Here is a 17,447-nt window from a genome sequence, read left to right as displayed (position 1 = left end):
TATGACAATTATTGAACGCTTACAACAGCATAAAGATTTAGAGCCCCATAAAATGGCTTTAATCGTAGATGACATACAATATACATATGGTGAACTATATGATGCTATTCTATCGGTCGGTATTAATAATACAAGTCGCATTGTAAATCTTACTCAGTCTAAAAAGACATTAAATACTAAGATTCTTTTAATTCAGGAACTGTCGTTTGTTGAACAACTTACACAGTGGCTTGGGGCATTACATAAAGGTAATATTCCTATGGTATGTCACAATGAGATGGATACGGCTTATGTAGATGAGCTAGCTCGTGTTATAGCCTATGAAGGTGTACCGCCATTAGCTGATTTTGGGGTACTTACATCGGGGACTACGGGACAACCAAAGCCTTTGTGGAGACGAGAAATATCTTGGCGCAATTTTTTTGATATTCAAAATGATATTTTTCATACAAACAAAGATACTAAAATCTTTTTACAGGGAAGCTTTAGTTTCACAGGTGTTAGCAATATGGTCATTGCCTCTTTATGGGCTGGAGGGACTGTTGTTACAACGAGTTCCTTGCGTCCTAGTAGATGGATGCAGCTTATAGAGGAATACAATGTAGACCATATATATGCATTACCAACGAAACTACGATTATTGGTTCGACATTGTAAAAGTAAATTATCATCCATTAAATACATCATTGCAGGATCTCAAGTTCTGGATCGACAATTAATGGAACAGTTACAACATATATGCCCTGATATGGAGTTTATCTTGTACTATGGTGCATCAGAGCTTAACTATATAACGTATTGCACTGGTAAAGAATGGTTAGCGCGAGAAGGTACGGTAGGGAGACCATTTCCAACCGTGAAAATCGCAGAGAATGATAATGTCATTTATGTGACAACAAATTATCGTATTGAAGGGATTCCCAATACGTATACTGTAAATGATTGTGGATACATTGATAGTGACGGGTATCTTATGTTTAATGGGAGAGCAGGTGACGTAATCAATAAAGGGGGATATAAAATTTCTATCCCAGAGATGGAATTGTATTTACAATCCTTACAAGGGGTTTCCGAGGTTGCTATTATCGATATTGCTGATGAGATACGAGGGGAAGACTATGTAGTTTATATGGTGCTAGATGGTGAGGTTAGATTGAGTGAAGTTATAGAACTTATTCATAATAAAAGACCTCCTGTAGAGTGGCCAAAAGCTATAATAGAAGTTCCTATGTTACCCCTTACGGAATGCTCAAAAGTTGATAAACGAAAGTTAAAAGAGTGGTATAATAAAGGGTGAACATTTTTTGTACTACAAGGAGGCATCATGCAGATTAATAAGGCGGCGCTAGAGATTTTCGACTTTACGTCCTCGTTAGCTGTATATTCTGAACATGAATTAAAGGTTGGGGATCAAGCTATACAAGATTATATAGCAAATCATGTAGTTAAGGCTTTCAAAGATCCAGGGGCTAGAACCGGAACCTTACATGATGCGAGTCCTGTAGGTAAACAATTAGTAGACTATAAAAATGGAGTGCTTAAGTTTATTGATTTATCTAAGAATGTAGGTGAAAGCTTGTTTACATACATGAAACAAGCTACGGATTCCGTTGTTATTGATACGATTATTTGTGAAGCCGTTACGGATACGTCCTATGTTTGTATTCTTCTGTGCCAAGCTCATGATGCTTTTACCCATCAACTATTCAGTGAAGATGATGGTACATTGGCTACGGAGCTCGTTTCTCATAAGGCAGTATTACCTATGCCGTCACAAAAATTACGGGCCTTTGCATCTATTAATCTCAATGATTTTAGTGTTCGTGTTTTTGAACCTAAAGGTGAATTTGATGGTGAGGTATCTTATATCTTAGCAGATAAGGTCTTGCAATTAGGGACTAATCAATCCTCGCGAGATACGGTGAGAAAGGTAAAAGCTATCGTAGATAAGGTGGCTCAAGCTCATGAGTCTGATGGCGTTGTTGAGTTGACAACGGCTAAATCTATGATTGCTAAAAATGCAGAAGTATCAGATACCGTTGATCCTGTTCGTATTGTAGAAGAGGTATTTAAAGCGAATCCTATTCAACAAGAGGCGGCAAAGAAAGAATTAGCTGATGCGGATATGCTGCGTCCTTTGCCAGTAAATCGTGAGTTTGCCACGAAGGTTGGAGAGCATCATAAGATTAAAACAGATACAGGTATTGAGATTTCATTTCCTGTAGAATATATGAAAAATCGTGAGTTTATTGAGATAAAAACTAATGATGATGGTACTTTGCGTATTGAATTAAAAAATATTAATAAAATCGTAAATAAATAGTGATGAAAAATTATATTTGTCTATAGAAATATATTATGTAATGATTAAATTTATTTGCTATGCTAGTATATGGAGGTTATGATGAGTAAAGAGAAACATAAAAAAACAAACGCATTACGTATTTTAGATACTCATAAGATACCTTATAGTATTAGCGAATATGAGTGGTCTGAAGAGCGTGCTGCTGGCCTTCATGTAGTAGAAGCATTAAAACTCGATGAGAAACAAGTCTTTAAAACATTAGTTGGCAAAGGTGACAAAACTGGATATGTAGTATTCTGTATTCCTGTGGCTGAAGAGTTAGATATGAAACAGGCAGCACGTGTTAGTCATAATAAGTCTGTAGAGCTTGTTCATGTTAAGGATTTGTTAAGTATTACAGGTTATTTGCGCGGTGGATGTTCTCCAGTAGGCATGAAAAAAGCATTCCCTACCTATTTTGATGCTACTATGGAACCCCAAAAGTTTGTATATGTAAGCGCAGGTTTACGCGGTATGCAAATGAAGGTAAATCCAAAGGATTTGGCATCTGTTGTAAATGCTGAATTTGTTGAACTGACAATGGACCATTAAGGGGGACGTATGGCAAAAAAGTTTTATGCTGTTCGTCAGGGCCGTGTACCAGGAGTTTACACTACATGGTCTGACTGTGAGAAACAAGTAAAGGGCTATGGTGGTGCTATCTACAAATCATTTTCGACAGAAGTAGAAGCACGTGCTTTTGTAGAGAATTCAGGTTTGTCTTTAAGTGATTTTATGAGCGCTAAAAAGAGTGAACTTAAATTGCCACAAGAAGTGAAGTTTAAATCTATAAATTCTAGGCCTATAGGTTCTAGTTCTAGTATTCAAGGTAAAGTATCAGCAAGTGTTGTGAAACCAGATTTTACTATTCCAAACTATATGGTTGCGTATATCGATGGTAGTTATAATAAAGAGACTAATACTGTTGGTGCAGGTGGGGTTATCTTTTTGAATGGCAAGAGGAAAACTTTTTCTTTTCCCTCTACTGATGAACGATATACATCGTTTTGGAATGTAGCTGGCGAGTTGTTGGCTGCTATGCATGTTATGAAATATGCTGTTGATAATGGAATTTCTGAATGCTCACTTTACTATGATTATATGGGCATAGAAATGTGGGCTACTAAGAGATGGAAACGTAATAATGAGCTAACCAAAGAGTATTCAGCATTTTATGATTCTATAAAAAATCATGTGCGAGTATACTTTCACAAGGTGGCTGCTCATACAGGCGATACATATAATGAAATAGCTGATGCACTAGCAAAACAAGGTGCAGGTATTTAAAGATATTAGAAGGGAGGGCGCTATGAATATATGTGTTACTGGTGGGGCCGGATTTATTGGGTCCCATTTAGTTGATAGATTAATTGAATTAGGGCACGATGTACTCGTTATAGATGATTTATCTACAGGTATGCGCTCCTTTGTACATGAAGATGCTCGATTTATTGAGATGGATGTACGAGATCCAAAATTACTATCTGTATTTGAAGAGTTTAAGCCGTCTATCGTATTTCATGAAGCGGCACAAACAATGGTTCAATCCTCCATGGAGAACCCAAGTTATGACTGTGATGTAAATCTAATAGGGCTTATTAATGTTCTCGATGCTTGTCGTAAAGTGAAAGTTGAACAATTTTTAATGCCTTCATCAGCTGCTGTATATGGTGACTTGGCAGTATTGCCATTGACTGAAGACTTGAGTGGAATGCCTTCGTCTTTTTACGGCTTGACAAAGCTTACTGCAGAAGGTTATTTGCGTATTTATCATGAAGCTTTTGGATTAAATACAGTATGCTTTAGATATGCTAATGTATATGGACCACGTCAAGGTGATGGCGGTGAAGGTGGCGTTATCAGTATTTTCAACCGCTTGATTGTCGAAGGGCAACCATTAACTGTATTTGGTGATGGTGAGCAAACTAGAGATTTCATTTATGTAGATGATGTGGTAGATGCTAATATTAAGGCTATGGAGAATGGTCAATGCACAGGTATTTATAATGTATCTACCAATATGGGAACATCTGTGAATGAGTTGATTACGCGATTCCGGTCTATTAGTGGGATAGATTTTATGGTTTATTATGAAAATGAACGTATAGGGGATATTAAACATTCGCGCTTAAGTAATGTGAAAGCTGAACGTGATTTTGGTTTTATTGCCACTACAACATTAGAAGCTGGTTTACAAAAGACATTGGAATATTTTAAAGCTCATCATAAGTAAGAAAAATAAGGTTTGGGGATATGAGTGATACGCAATTTTGGGTGACCGTAGGTATTTGGAATCTTATCGTATTTAGTCTGTATGGATATGATAAATTATGTGCCATTAATGGATATGATCGAATTTCAGAGTTTACATTATTATTTTTAGCGTTTGCCTTTGGGGGTGTTGGTGCTTTATTAGGCATGGTCCTATGGCGTCATAAGACATTAAAAATTAAATTTAAATTAGCTATTCCTTTTGCATTACTTTGGTCTGTATATGCAGTTGGATTCGGTTATGGTTTGTGGGTAAAATGATTGTATAAACTAATATTTTATTCATTCTTTTATGGTATAATAAAAGAATATTGTACATAAAATGTCAGTGAAGGAGATATTTGATGTTGCGATTACAATCAGGTTTTGAGTTAGATTATGCTAATATATATAATGAAAGTTGCATACAAGAACGTGATGTGAATAATTTTGAACGGGCTATACAAAATGTATGGCGTCATACAAATATTTTGCGTTCTACAGGCTTCGAAGAAGGTCATGTTTCTAAAGATGGTTTACCTGAACCTGTGTTGTTTTACCAACTTCCATATATTTCAGAAGATGGTATCAATACACCAGATATGTTAGAGCGGCTTTACGAATTACGTGACTATGCACGCCATAATATTGATACAGTTGTATCCGTAGGTATTGGGGGCTCCTATTTGGGGAGCAAAGTTATTTTTGATGTGCAGTGTGGAGCATTTTGGAATAACTACAGTGCAGAGGAACGCGACGGCTATCCTAGGATGTACTTTGCAGGCTTTAATGTGGATGGTGATTACTTAGTAGGGCTAATTCGTACGATAGAGTGTCAAGCTCAGAAAAAAGGTCCTGATTATAAGGTGATGCTCGTTATTAATTCTAAGTCTGGATCTACCATTGAACCAATGGCTAACTTCATGATTTTGGAGAAGGCTTTACAAGATCGTAATATTAACTACGAAGTGATAGCTGTTACAGATGTATCTGATGATGAACATCCTACGATTCTACGATCTATGGCGATAGAAAATAATTGGAAGACCTATAGCATTCCTTATGGTGTAGGTGGTCGTTTCTCTGTATTTACAGAAGTTGGTTTTGTAACAGCCGCTCTTGTAGGATTTGATATTGAAGGATTCTTAGCTGGTGCTGCATCTATGGATGCAGCATGTCAAGAAGAAGACATTTTTAAAAATCCAGGCCTTTTAAGTGCATTATTGAAATATATTGCATCTGAACGATATGGTCGTATTATAGAGGTGTTTATGCCTTATAGTGAAGCACTCCACTCATTATCTGATTGGTATGTGCAGCTCTTATCCGAGTCTCTTGGAAAAATGAGTAATACTTGTCTACCATATGGCCGTACGCCAGTTGCTGCAGTAGGTACTATGGATATGCATGCTCAAGTTCAAGAGCATCAAGAGGGGCGCCTAAATAAGGTAGTTCAATTTATTAAGGTTAAAGACTGGAAACATAATCTCATTGTTCCAGATTCCTATAGTCAATATGAACGTTTACACTCTCTATCTGATGTAGGCATTTGTGATATTTTAAACATTGCTTTAGATGCTAATAGAGAAGCCTTGTCTAGTGACAATCGTTTTAACATGACTATAACTGTACCAACATTAAACGCATTCCATTTAGGAGAAATTATGTTTATGCATTGTTGGGCCGTTTATTTTGAGTCTATTTTTGCGGGTGTTGATGCTTTTGATCAACCAGGGGTAGAGGTTTATAAGCGTCTCATCGGGCCCAAATTGGCTCGAGCAAAGGAAGTACATAATTCATGAGGGGGAACTATGAATATTTTAGTAACAGGTGGTGCTGGTTATATTGGGAGTCATACTGTACGTGCTTTACAACAAGCAGGATATACACCAATTATTGTAGATAATTTATCTCGTGGGCATGTAGAATCTATTCCTGAGGGGGTAAAGTTCTACAATATGGATATTGCTGATCCTAAACTAGTAGGTATTATGAAAGAACATAACATCCTAGGTGTAATGCATTTTGCTGCTCACTCACAAGTTGGTGAATCCATGCAAAATCCAGCTATTTATTATGAAAATAATGTAGTTGGTTCTTATCACCTTATTGAGTCTGCTCGTACCGCAGGTATAAAGCATTTTGTATTTTCTAGTACGGCTGCTGTGTATGGTGAGCCTAAGGTAGTTCCTATTTGTGAGGATGCTCAGCTACAACCAACAAATGTATATGGTCGCACTAAATTGATGATAGAAAAAATGTTATCTGATTATAGTTCGATTTATGGTTCTACATATGTTGCGTTGCGTTATTTCAATGCGGCCGGTGCGGATCCGTCTGGTATGATTGGAGAAGACCATCATCCTGAAACTCATTTGATTCCACTTGTGTTAGATGCGGCTCGCGGTAAAAGAGAGCATATAACTGTATTTGGGACTGATTATGATACAGCTGATGGCACATGTGTACGCGACTATATTCATGTCAATGATTTAGCAGCTGCTCACGTATTGGCTATGGACTACTTGCGTAAAGGCGGAGAATCTCAAGTATTTAATCTTGGTAGTGGTAATGGATTCTCTGTAAAGGAAATCATCGAGACTGCAAAAGAGGTTACGGGTATCGATATTTCTGTTCAATATGGTGATCGCCGTGCTGGTGATCCAGGAACATTAATTGCTTCCTCTGAAAAAATCAAAAATTTACTTGGTTGGGATCCTAAATTTAGTAATGTTGCTGATGTTATCAAAGATGCATGGCATTGGCATACCTCTCATCCAGATGGATTTAATAGTAAATAAAGAACGAATTGTTTTGATTTGTCAATATAATGAATGACTCTATTAGTCACCTTGGTGACTGGTAGAGTCATTTTTTTGTAGGATTTTAAAAGAGCCTCCTAGAATATGTCAGCAGGAGGTGGATTATGAACTTACAAGACTATATAGAACGTATGAAAATGTGGATTGATAAGCAGCATTTTATTATGCGCCACTATAAGTTTGCACTTGGTATTTTCTTTATCATTACGGTTGCCCTTTTAGGCATTGGTATTTTTTATCCACATGAGGAGAAAAATGTTCATATTAGTTTAGATCAATCTAATGGTAGAGATGCTAATCAAATTGAACGAGGCTCAGAAAAATTATCAAAAGAAACAACACATGATAATAGAAATGGGAAAGGAAAGAACTATTTTAAAGATGAAAGTGATATAAAAAATGTAAAGGATAGAGAGGTAAAAAGCGATGTTCATGGACGATTATTATATGATATTACCGGTGTTGAGCGAGCAAATCCTTGGCGAGAGGTTTTTAAAGATATTCCTATAGATGAATTACTTGGTCAGAATAAGATAACTAAAGATAGTAATGGCAATTTCGTTGATATAAATAATGATTTACATGAGTCAGATGATTCAATGAAGACTTTTGAGAAAAAGGTAGATGAAAGTCGTAGAAATGAAAAATATCAACAAATAAGAAATAATAAAAAGCATAGTGGTAATTATATTGAATTAAAAGCTAAAGATATTAGTGCTAGACGAGTTGAATCTAGTATACAACCTTCTATAAGTAATCCTATCAAACAACATCCCATAGAGCTTATAGGTATTATTGAGGGACAACAGAATATTGCTATTTTACGAAAAGGTACAGAGGAACAAATGGTTAGTATAGGAAGTGTGTGGAAAGAAATATCAGTATCTAAGATAACTGCAAGTGGTGTAGAAATTATTGAAGGAGGTTCATCACGGTGGCTAAAAATCGATTAAGCTTTATAGGTCTAAAATGTATAGATAAGATTATAGTGACAGTTATATTGCAAATAAGCTTATGGATGGTCGTAATGCTTGTAACTCCCTTCATGGTATTTGCTAATGGTACTGATAGGATAACTACTAGTAGTTCTGAAAACATTGTAAATAGTGGTGAAGTAGCTAAAAATGAAAAAAATATTGAGAACAAACTCATAACGATTTCTGTACGCAATGCATCCTTAAAGGAAACCGTTTTAGGAATTTGTCGTAGTTACGGTATATCTGTTATTGGTGTAGAGTCGTTAAAAGGGACTGTTACGGCCACTGTAACGGGAGAATCCCCAGAAGGGATTATTAATGAATTAGGTAAGTTATATCATTTCTCCGTATTGAAGGAGCATAACACACTTCTTATTGATTCTGATGATGAAACACTTGAAAAAAGAGAACTATATGTTATATCACCTGAACATTTACCGGCTGAGTCTTTGAAAAATGTGGTAGGCACAGTGGTAAAAAATGATAAAATGGCAGTGCTTTCAGAACAAAATGAAGTAATTATGCATTTGACGAGCGGAGAAAAGCGACGTGTAGAAACCTTAGTACGTGCTATCGACAAGGAACCAAAACAAGTGCAATTGGAAGCTACCATCATTGCCATGGAACAATCTTATGCAAAAGAACAGGGTTTTCGATGGTCTTGGCTCAGCTTAACTGGACATGGAGAAGACAAAACACATTCCTATGGCGCTGTTACTTTTGGTAAAACACCGACTGGAGAGGCCTATAAGTTCTTTGTAAAGCCAGAGCTAAGTCTTATGGAAAGCTCAGGTAAGGCCGTTTTAATTGCAAAACCATCTATCATGGCTCTCAATGGTGAGACTGCGCATATCTTGATAGGTGAAAGAATACCTGTTATAGAAGAGTCAGAAGTGAATGGCGAACGAAAGCGTTCTACTCGTTATGAAGAGGTGGGCATTAAGTTGAATTACACTCCTATCATTACCGCTGATGGTGGTGTAGATGCTAAAATACATGCAGAAGTGAGTACACCTATTATGGTATCTGAAATGAAAGCCTACAAAATAAGCACACGTCAAGCACATACAAGAGTACGATTACAACCAGGAGAAGTGCTAGTTATTGGTGGACTCATGGATAATCGAGATCAACATCAAATACAAAAAATACCTATTTTGGGAGATATCCCTTTGTTAGGAAAATTATTCCGTCATAGTCGAAAAACAAAAGATTCTATAGAAATGTTAATGTTAGTGAGGGCAACTGTGGTATAATGAAGAGTAAATGATTAGGAGGTTGTGAATGGAACGCATTCGAATGATAGACCTTGGAAAATCATTTGGGGTGCGCCAAGTATTTTCCAATGTGTCTTTTGAGATAAAAGAAGGGGATCGACTCGCATTGGTAGGCCCTAATGGGGCTGGGAAATCTACCTTGTTAAAGTGCATATTAGGCTATGAAGAACTCGATGAAGGTAATGTAGTCAAGTCGCCTGTTGCTAGTATTGGCTATTTACAACAAGATGTAAATCTTGGAGATGATAGCCTTGCTACGGAAATCGAAAAAGCTTGGGCTGATGTTCATGCATTGGAAAAACAATTAAAAGAGCTCACTAGTCGCTTGGAAACCGAAGAGGCTAGCGAATCGGATTTACAACGCTTAGATTATTTACAGAATCGTCTAGAATGGCTAGGTGGCTATGACTACGAGCAAAAGACAAAGCGCATAGTCTATGGTCTTGGTTTTACTGATGATGACTTAGATAAGCCGGCTAATGCTTTTTCAGGTGGTCAAAAAACGCGTATCAATTTAGCTAAAGCGTTAGTACGTAGTCCTGATTTTTTATTCTTAGACGAACCGACTAACCATTTAGATATGGATATGCTGGAGTGGTTAGAGGGGTACTTATCTGCCTATCAAGGTGGTATTCTCATTGTCAGCCATGATAGATATTTTCTAGATCGTATCGTCACAGGTGTTGTGGAGTTAGATAATCACAAAGCCACAACCTATCGTGGTAACTATAGTCGCTATATTCAACAACGTGATGAACGTTTAAAGGCTGATATGGTGGCCTATGAAAAACAGCAGGAGTATATTAAGAAAACAGAGGCTTATATAGATAAATACCGCGCTGGTATCAAGTCTAAAATGGCTCGTGGTCGTCAGTCTCAACTAAATCGATTAGAGCGGCTAGAGGCACCTGTTACTTCACATCATTTACAATTTTCTTTTCCTCCTGCTGCGATGAGTGCTGATAAGGTTTTAGTATTAGATCACTTATCTGTCGGATATGGTGAAAGTTGTATTATTGATGATATCTCTCTTGTTGTTCGACGAGGTGAATCAGTAGCGCTTATTGGACCTAATGGCGCGGGTAAGTCTACACTGGTGAAAACCATTGTAGGAGAACTATTTCCTGAAGTTGGTCATGTGGATATTGGCAATCGCGTACAAGTCGGTTACTTCTCACAAGAACACGAAGAATTGCATGATTCTTGGCAGGTAGTGGAAGAGATCATGAATCACTTTAACTACAGCGAGGATAAGGCTCGTAATGTGCTGGGGGCTTTCCTGTTTAAAGGGGACGATGTATTTAAGCTAGTAGGTGAATTATCTGGTGGTGAGCGCGCTCGTTTAGCTTTGCTTAAATTATTTCTTCAAGGAGATAATTTTCTAATTTTAGATGAACCGACAAACCATTTAGATATTCCTACACGAGAAATTGTAGAGGAAGCATTGCAACAATTTGAAGGGACTTGTTTTATTATTTCTCATGATAGATACTTCTTGGATCAAGTTTCTACAAAAACAGTAATTCTAGATGAAGGTAAAATTACAGAGTATCTCGGTAATTATTCATACTATAAGGAAAAGCTGAAAGAGCAAGAAGATTTATTAGCATTGGCTAATGAGAAAAACTCTGATAGCAGTAAGCGTGATAGTAAAGCTACTCCTATTAATGAGTCAATGCTTTCAGTATCAGAAACTACGGAGGAAAATCAGAAGAAGCCGAATGCTTATATGGTAGAAAAACAATTGGCTGAGGTAGAAGCTGAAATTGCTCGTTTAGAGGCGACGATGAAGATGTATGAGGTACAATTAGCTAATCCTGTAGTACAACAAGATTTAGATGAAATGTCCAAAATTTCCACACAAATTGAAGAGACTCAGACAGAGTTGGAATCCTTGTATAAGAAGTGGGAACGTCTATGTGAATAACTTATTTAATGTATATATTATTAGGGAATTAAAATCATTATCTTTTAATTGACAAACTATTTTATATTCTCATAATATAGGTATAGATTTAAAGTTTTATGTTTTAAAGGAAGGGTGTAACATGAATAAATCCATGTTAAAAAAAGCGGCCATTTTTGGCCTTGCTGGTGTAATGGCAATTGCTGCTGGTTGTGGTAGCGATAAAGATGCAGGTAGTGCAAATAGCAATGAAGCTAAAATTGCATTATTAACAACAACAACTGGTGGTGCGGCAGCATATGGTGAATCCATTAAAGCTGGTGCTGAATTGGCAGTAAGCGAAATCAATGCTGATGCAAATGCTGTAAAAATTAACTTATTAGTAGAAGATACTAAAGGTGATAAAAACGAAGCTATCAATGCGATGAACAAAGTAATTGCAAAAGATAAAGTGGTAGCAGTTATCGGTCCTATGTTATCTGGTGAAATGATGGCTGCGGGGCCTGTAGCAAACAAAAGTAAAGTAGTAGCGCTTGGTACATCTACAACGGCTGAAGGTATTACGGATATCGGCGATTACATTTTCCGTAATGCTGTACCTGAATCCTTGGCAGTAGATACTGCAATTAAAGAAGCACATAAAACTTTAGGCTTCAAAACTGCAGCTATCATGTACTCCAACAACAATGACCAAATGGTATCTGTAAATAATACAGCTCGTAAAGCATTGGAATCTGAAGGTGTACAAATCGTTGATACTGAAACATTTGCAGATAAAGATACTGACTTCTCTGCACAATTGACTAAAATTCAACAAGCAAAACCTGATGTAATTGTAGTTGCTTCTCTTTACCAAGAAGGCGCATTAATCATGAAAAAAATGCGTGAAATGGGTATGAATCAACCTGTAGTTGGCTCCAATGGTTTCAACAGCCCACAATTCATTAAAATTGCTGGCGATGCTGCTAACGGTGTTATTGTTGGTACGCCATGGTTCCCTAACAAAGAAGACCAAAAGGTTAAAGATTTCCGTAAAGCCTATGTGGCTAAATACGGTAAAGAACCTGACCAATTCGCTGCTCAAGCATATGATGCAGTATATCTCTATGAAACAGCTTTGAAAAAAGCAGGGTCCACAACAGATCGTGAAAAATTCCGGGAAGCATTGAAAAACATTGCTGACTTCGTTGGTGTAACTGGCCAATTCAAATTCAACGAAAAACGCGATCCTTCTATGGAAGTTCAAGTATTACAAATTAAAAACGGTCAATTTGACGCATTAACAAAATAAGTTGAGGTAGTATAGTGTTTTTACAACAATTAGTTAACGGGTTAACCCTCGGTAGCTTATATGCTGTACTCGCTATTGGCTTAACACTTGTGTTCGGTGTTTTGAATATTATCAACATGGCTCACGGAGGCATCTTTATGATAGGTGCCTTCGTTGGTCTTTTTATGGTAACAATTTTTAACGTTAACATTTTTGTAGCCCTTATCGTAGCTATGGCTGTAGGTGCTATCCTCGGTTATCTTTTAGAATTTGTGGCGCTTCGTCCACTACGCAAGAAAAAGGTGTCTCACTTGGCACCACTTATTAGTACCATTGGTGTTTCTATTTTCCTTGAAAGTTTGGCATTATTGCTTTGGGGCCCTCAAACTAGATCATTCCCACCAGATTATATTGGTGGCCTAATCGACTTTGGAGCTTTCAAAATTTCTATGGTACAAATTATTGGTTTAGGCGTTTCTGTTGTGCTAATGCTGATTTTAAATGTAGTTATTAAGAAAACTAAGATTGGTAAGGCTATTCGCGCTGTATCCATGAGTACGGAAACAGCAGCTCTCTTGGGTATCAATCCAACAATGATTATATCTATTACTGTTATGATTGCATCTGCTTTAGGTGCAGCGGCAGGTGTATTGGTAGGCTTGTCCTTTAATGCTATTGAGCCTACTATGGGTGTTATTATAGGCTTTAAAGGTCTGGCAGTACTTATCTTAGGTGGTCTTGGTAATATTACAGGCGCCATGGTTGGCGGCTTTATTTTAGGCGTAGCAGAAATCTTCTCTGTTGCTTATGGTGCATCTACATTCCGTGATGCTGTGGCCTTTGGTCTCATTATCCTATTATTATTCTGGCGCCCACAAGGCTTGTTTGGATCTAAAGATAAAGGGGGTAGACCGTAATGGAATTATTAAACCCGTATTATCTACAGATCGTGATGTTTTTCATCATTAATGCCATCATGGGTATTTCAATTTATTTCACACTGGCAAGTGGACAGCTTTCTTTAGGGGCTGCTGGCTTTATGAGTGTTGGTGCATACGTAGGCGCTATTCTTTCTTTGAAAGCTGATTTGCCTATCGTTGTAGGCATTATTATTGGTGGCTTAGTTGCTAGTCTTGTGGCTGTTATTATCGGTTTGCCAACAACACGTCTTAAAGGTTTGTATCTTGCCATTGCTACACTTGGATTTGGCGAAGTTGTGCGTGTTATTTTCTTGAATTTGGATATTACAAATGGTGCATTAGGCCTTTCTGGTATTCCATCCATTCCTCAAGAATTGACAAATTATGCCTATGAATTTGATCTCGATGGTTTAATGGGCATTGATGCTGTTGCATGGGGCAATCTAATGGCTATCATTATTTTGTTAGCTATTTTAGTATTGATTATCGCCTTTTGTGTACGGATTAATAATAGCCGTGTGGGTCGTGCCTTTGCAGCGATTAAGGCTGATGATCATGCAGCAGAATTGATGGGTATTAACGTTGTATACTACAAGATGATGGCCTTTATCATTGGTGCTTTCATCGCTGGTATTGGCGGTGGTTTGTATGCGCATATTACAAACTTTATTAATCCTACAGATTTCAGCTACCATAAAGTAGTACAAATTTTGTTATTCCCTGTATTTGGTGGTTCCAATGTAGTATGGGGCTCCGTATTAGGTTCCTTTATTCTTACATTATTACCAGAAGTATTGCGTTTCTTATCCGACTATCGGGACATCATCTATGGTGCATTACTAGTCATTTTGATGGCCGTTCGTCCAGATGGTATTCTGACAGAATCTATGGTAGATAAAATTAGTCGCAAATTAGGCTTTAAAAAGGCTCTATATATTCCAGAGTCACAAGTATTAACAGAACGTTTTGAAGCATATAAACGCAAACAACAAGAAGAAAAACAAGGATAGGAGGGAACTGAATGCTATTAGAATTAAATGACGTAAGTAAAAGCTTTGGTGGCGTTGCAGCCCTCACAGGAGTATCTTTTGGCGTTAAACAAGGTGAAGTATTTGGTGTCATCGGTCCAAATGGTGCTGGTAAGACCACACTATTCAACTTGATTACTGGTGTATTCCCTGCAAGTTCTGGTGAAATTGTATTTGATGGTATGTCTGTTGTAGGCATCAAGCCTCATAGAACTGTTGAAATGGGGATTGCTCGTACATTCCAAAATATTCGTCTCTTTGGCAATATGACAGCTCTTGAAACTGTTTTAACCGGTATGCATTGTCGTACTGGCTCTGGCTTCTTATCTAGTTTTTTGAAAACAAAACGTCAACGCATTGAAGAAGAGCGTTGTCGTGGTATTGCTTATGAGTTCTTAAAGCTTGTAGGTCTTGAAGCAGATGCAGAAGAGGTTGCAACATCATTACCGTATGGTAAGCAACGTCGTCTTGAAATCGCTCGTGCCTTAGCGACACACCCTCAGTTAATCTTGCTTGATGAACCGGCAGCAGGTATGAATGATAGTGAAACTGAAGTTCTGCGTCAATTGATTGGCAAGATTCGTGACCTAGGTATTACCGTTGTGGTTATCGAACATGCCATGGAATTGATGATGAATATCTGTGATCGTTTGGTAGTACTTAACTTTGGCAAGAAAATTGCAGAAGGTACACCTCAAGAAATTCAAAATAATGAGGCTGTAATTGAAGCTTACTTAGGTAAAGAGGAGGTGTAATATGTTAAAGCTAGAAAATATTGTGGCTGGTTATGGACATATTACAGCCTTAAAAGATATAAGTTTAGAAGTTCCACAAGGTTCCATTGTATCTCTTATTGGTGCTAATGGTGCTGGTAAGACTACGACGATGAAGACTATTATGGGACTTGTAAAACCCACATCTGGTCGAGTGATTTTTGAAGGTCAAGATATTACAGGTCGCCAAACCCATCAAGTTGTACAAAGTGGTATTTCCTTAGTTCCTGAAGGACGTCAAATTCTACAAGATATGAGTGTTTATGAGAACCTTGAAATGGGTGCTTATACACGTAAAGATAAAGAAATCGAAGCAGATATCAAAAAGGTATTTAAACGATTCCCTATTCTTGATGAACGAAGTTATCAATTGGGTGGTACTTTATCAGGTGGTCAACAGCAAATGCTAGCTATTGGTCGTGCACTTATGGCTCGTCCAAAATTGTTATTATTAGATGAACCATCTATGGGCCTTGCACCTTTAGTAGTAAATGAGATTTTTGAAACCATTAAAGAAATCAGCGCCGATGGAACAACAGTTCTTTTAGTAGAACAAAATGTGCGTCAAGCATTGAAGATTGCTGATTATGCGTATGTTTTGGAGACTGGTAAAATGGTATTATCTGGCTCTGCTGATGAAGTTCGCCATAATCCTCGCGTTATGGAAGCTTATTTAGGCGGTCGTGTTGAATAATTAATTATATAGAGCGATCATTAGTGTCAAAAACTTTGAATAAGGTGTATATACTAGATTTCTAGTATATACACCTTATTTTTTTATCACTAATTCTGATATAAATAGAAAAACTATGTGAGCTAATAATGAAGTGAGTTTATATATTTTTTATTATTTTTAAAAAATTCAATGATAAAACTAGTGAATTAGGAATGAAAAAAGCAAATAATAATTAATGAGCATATATTGAAAATACTGTATTTTTAAGGGGTTATTGTTGAAGGTTTTATGAAGTTCGCTTGGAACATACTGGATTTGTAGAAGAACATTTAAAAAAATGATAAAATAGCATGACTGATTTTTTAGATATAAGATACATCAATAATTAAGTGATGAATTAAATAAGTTGAATAAAAAAGAGGTAAGTATGAAGAAGAAACAGTATATGATGATGGCTGCATTCTTATGTACTACAACAATGGCTATGGCTGCACCAGTTAGTATAAATACTAATCAGCCTTATAATGCTAAGAATGTACAAATGGACGGTCATGCACCATTGGAAACTAGCGCATCTGTAATTAGCTCTGATAAAGAATATCGTCTGCGCCAAGGAGATGAACTAAATATTCAAGTGGTTCAGCAGGCAGAGCTTGGTACGCGTAATGGTAACGACATTGTGTATACCGTCAGACCAGATGGATATGTATCGTTCCCTATGGTTGGTGCCGTAAAAGCAGATGGCTTAACTGTAGATGAATTTACAGCTGAGTTACAGCAAGGTTTATCTCGTTATATCATTAATCCTGATATCACAGTAAATGTATCGAAATTGGGCGGCGTTCGCGTATATGTATTTGGTGAAATTAATAAGCCTGGCGCCTATACGTTGACTAAATCTAGTACAGTTATTGATGCTATTGGGGCTGCAGGTAGTTTTAACTGGGATACAGCAAAGAAAAAAATTTATTTGATTCATCAAGACAATCCAGAGAAACCGATTCCTATCAATTTGAATCGTATTTTACAAACTGGAGATATGTCTGAAAACTACATCATGCGTGAAGGTGATATTCTTTACTTAACTAAGAATAGTCGTATCAACTTTGCTCGTGATATTGCTCCAATCTTAACAGGGGCTTACATGGTATCACGAATAGGTAAGGATTAAAGATAAGACGATATCTATCATATAAGGGGGCGT

17 protein-coding genes are annotated in these 17,447 nt (G+C 37.1%); all 17 read left to right on the top strand.

The annotated features are described in order from the left end of the window. Window position 1 precedes the first annotated feature (1 nt). Entirely contained in the window at window positions 2-1,297 is a 1,296-nt protein-coding gene (locus ACLRYO_RS09125; RefSeq protein ID WP_316074076.1) for an AMP-binding protein, read from the top strand. A gap of 27 nt (window positions 1,298-1,324) precedes the next feature. Beyond that, on the top strand, window positions 1,325-2,323 hold the full coding sequence (locus tag ACLRYO_RS09120; RefSeq protein WP_174892330.1) for a nucleoid-associated protein: 999 nt from the start codon (window positions 1,325-1,327) through the stop codon (window positions 2,321-2,323). An 81-nt stretch (window positions 2,324-2,404) separates the two neighbouring features. Beyond that, on the top strand, window positions 2,405-2,896 hold the full coding sequence (gene ybaK, locus ACLRYO_RS09115; RefSeq protein ID WP_004697210.1) for a Cys-tRNA(Pro) deacylase: 492 nt from the start codon (window positions 2,405-2,407) through the stop codon (window positions 2,894-2,896). A 9-nt stretch (window positions 2,897-2,905) separates the two neighbouring features. After that, window positions 2,906-3,631, top strand: a complete 726-nt coding sequence (locus tag ACLRYO_RS09110; protein WP_316074070.1) for a ribonuclease H family protein — start codon at window positions 2,906-2,908, stop codon at window positions 3,629-3,631. Between the two features lie 22 nt (window positions 3,632-3,653). Continuing rightward, window positions 3,654-4,577, top strand: a complete 924-nt coding sequence (locus ACLRYO_RS09105) for an NAD-dependent epimerase/dehydratase family protein (protein WP_316074068.1) — start codon at window positions 3,654-3,656, stop codon at window positions 4,575-4,577. A 20-nt stretch (window positions 4,578-4,597) separates the two neighbouring features. Then, window positions 4,598-4,876: a DUF1294 domain-containing protein gene (locus tag ACLRYO_RS09100; protein WP_008600612.1), complete on the top strand. Its 279-nt coding sequence runs from the start codon at window positions 4,598-4,600 to the stop codon at window positions 4,874-4,876. Between the two features lie 83 nt (window positions 4,877-4,959). After that, on the top strand, window positions 4,960-6,396 hold the full coding sequence (locus ACLRYO_RS09095) for a glucose-6-phosphate isomerase (protein ID WP_316074067.1): 1,437 nt from the start codon (window positions 4,960-4,962) through the stop codon (window positions 6,394-6,396). A 9-nt stretch (window positions 6,397-6,405) separates the two neighbouring features. Further along, window positions 6,406-7,395 (top strand): UDP-glucose 4-epimerase GalE, encoded by a 990-nt coding sequence (galE, locus tag ACLRYO_RS09090; RefSeq protein WP_316074065.1) that lies wholly within the window; start codon window positions 6,406-6,408, stop codon window positions 7,393-7,395. A 125-nt stretch (window positions 7,396-7,520) separates the two neighbouring features. Beyond that, the gene (locus ACLRYO_RS09085) at window positions 7,521-8,369 is read left to right on the top strand and encodes a hypothetical protein (protein WP_316074063.1); all 849 of its coding nucleotides are present in this window, start codon (window positions 7,521-7,523) and stop codon (window positions 8,367-8,369) included. Beyond that, entirely contained in the window at window positions 8,351-9,649 is a 1,299-nt protein-coding gene (locus ACLRYO_RS09080; protein WP_316074062.1) for a secretion protein, read from the top strand. Before ACLRYO_RS09085 ends, ACLRYO_RS09080 begins: the two co-directional genes overlap by 19 nt. A gap of 28 nt (window positions 9,650-9,677) precedes the next feature. After that, a complete protein-coding gene (locus tag ACLRYO_RS09075; protein WP_413084834.1) occupies window positions 9,678-11,597 on the top strand; it encodes an ABC-F family ATP-binding cassette domain-containing protein in 1,920 nt (639 codons plus the stop codon). A 121-nt stretch (window positions 11,598-11,718) separates the two neighbouring features. Continuing rightward, a complete protein-coding gene (locus tag ACLRYO_RS09070; protein WP_120054626.1) occupies window positions 11,719-12,867 on the top strand; it encodes an ABC transporter substrate-binding protein in 1,149 nt (382 codons plus the stop codon). A gap of 14 nt (window positions 12,868-12,881) precedes the next feature. After that, window positions 12,882-13,763: a branched-chain amino acid ABC transporter permease gene (locus ACLRYO_RS09065; RefSeq protein ID WP_012864168.1), complete on the top strand. Its 882-nt coding sequence runs from the start codon at window positions 12,882-12,884 to the stop codon at window positions 13,761-13,763. Beyond that, on the top strand, window positions 13,763-14,776 hold the full coding sequence (locus ACLRYO_RS09060; protein WP_349208875.1) for a branched-chain amino acid ABC transporter permease: 1,014 nt from the start codon (window positions 13,763-13,765) through the stop codon (window positions 14,774-14,776). Before ACLRYO_RS09065 ends, ACLRYO_RS09060 begins: the two co-directional genes overlap by 1 nt. An 11-nt stretch (window positions 14,777-14,787) precedes the next feature. Beyond that, window positions 14,788-15,549: an ABC transporter ATP-binding protein gene (locus tag ACLRYO_RS09055; protein WP_008600621.1), complete on the top strand. Its 762-nt coding sequence runs from the start codon at window positions 14,788-14,790 to the stop codon at window positions 15,547-15,549. A gap of 1 nt (window position 15,550) precedes the next feature. Beyond that, entirely contained in the window at window positions 15,551-16,261 is a 711-nt protein-coding gene (locus tag ACLRYO_RS09050; RefSeq protein ID WP_302498393.1) for an ABC transporter ATP-binding protein, read from the top strand. A gap of 409 nt (window positions 16,262-16,670) precedes the next feature. Further along, window positions 16,671-17,414, top strand: coding sequence for a polysaccharide biosynthesis/export family protein (locus ACLRYO_RS09045; RefSeq protein ID WP_012864170.1), 744 nt, complete (start codon window positions 16,671-16,673; stop codon window positions 17,412-17,414). The last annotated feature ends 33 nt before the right edge of the window (window positions 17,415-17,447 follow it).

The sequence above is a fragment of the Veillonella parvula genome, assembly GCF_047241225.1.
Classification (GTDB): domain Bacteria; phylum Bacillota; class Negativicutes; order Veillonellales; family Veillonellaceae; genus Veillonella; species Veillonella parvula_O.
The sequence above is the reverse complement of the archived record's forward strand: the minus strand, read 5'-3'. Positions and strand labels throughout refer to the sequence as shown.

Bases quoted from the DNA above. Each gene is read 5' to 3' on its own strand.
- ACLRYO_RS09125 (WP_316074076.1), top strand. From the start codon at position 2: ATGACAATTATTGAACGCTTACAACAGCATAAAGATTTAGAGCCCCAT.
- ACLRYO_RS09120 (WP_174892330.1), top strand. From the start codon at position 1,325: ATGCAGATTAATAAGGCGGCGCTAGAGATTTTCGACTTTACGTCCTCG.
- ybaK (WP_004697210.1), top strand. From the start codon at position 2,405: ATGAGTAAAGAGAAACATAAAAAAACAAACGCATTACGTATTTTAGAT.
- ACLRYO_RS09110 (WP_316074070.1), top strand. From the start codon at position 2,906: ATGGCAAAAAAGTTTTATGCTGTTCGTCAGGGCCGTGTACCAGGAGTT.
- ACLRYO_RS09105 (WP_316074068.1), top strand. From the start codon at position 3,654: ATGAATATATGTGTTACTGGTGGGGCCGGATTTATTGGGTCCCATTTA.
- ACLRYO_RS09100 (WP_008600612.1), top strand. From the start codon at position 4,598: ATGAGTGATACGCAATTTTGGGTGACCGTAGGTATTTGGAATCTTATC.
- ACLRYO_RS09095 (WP_316074067.1), top strand. From the start codon at position 4,960: ATGTTGCGATTACAATCAGGTTTTGAGTTAGATTATGCTAATATATAT.
- galE (WP_316074065.1), top strand. From the start codon at position 6,406: ATGAATATTTTAGTAACAGGTGGTGCTGGTTATATTGGGAGTCATACT.
- ACLRYO_RS09085 (WP_316074063.1), top strand. From the start codon at position 7,521: ATGAACTTACAAGACTATATAGAACGTATGAAAATGTGGATTGATAAG.
- ACLRYO_RS09075 (WP_413084834.1), top strand. From the start codon at position 9,678: ATGGAACGCATTCGAATGATAGACCTTGGAAAATCATTTGGGGTGCGC.
- ACLRYO_RS09070 (WP_120054626.1), top strand. From the start codon at position 11,719: ATGAATAAATCCATGTTAAAAAAAGCGGCCATTTTTGGCCTTGCTGGT.
- ACLRYO_RS09060 (WP_349208875.1), top strand. From the start codon at position 13,763: ATGGAATTATTAAACCCGTATTATCTACAGATCGTGATGTTTTTCATC.
- ACLRYO_RS09055 (WP_008600621.1), top strand. From the start codon at position 14,788: ATGCTATTAGAATTAAATGACGTAAGTAAAAGCTTTGGTGGCGTTGCA.
- ACLRYO_RS09050 (WP_302498393.1), top strand. From the start codon at position 15,551: ATGTTAAAGCTAGAAAATATTGTGGCTGGTTATGGACATATTACAGCC.
- ACLRYO_RS09045 (WP_012864170.1), top strand. From the start codon at position 16,671: ATGAAGAAGAAACAGTATATGATGATGGCTGCATTCTTATGTACTACA.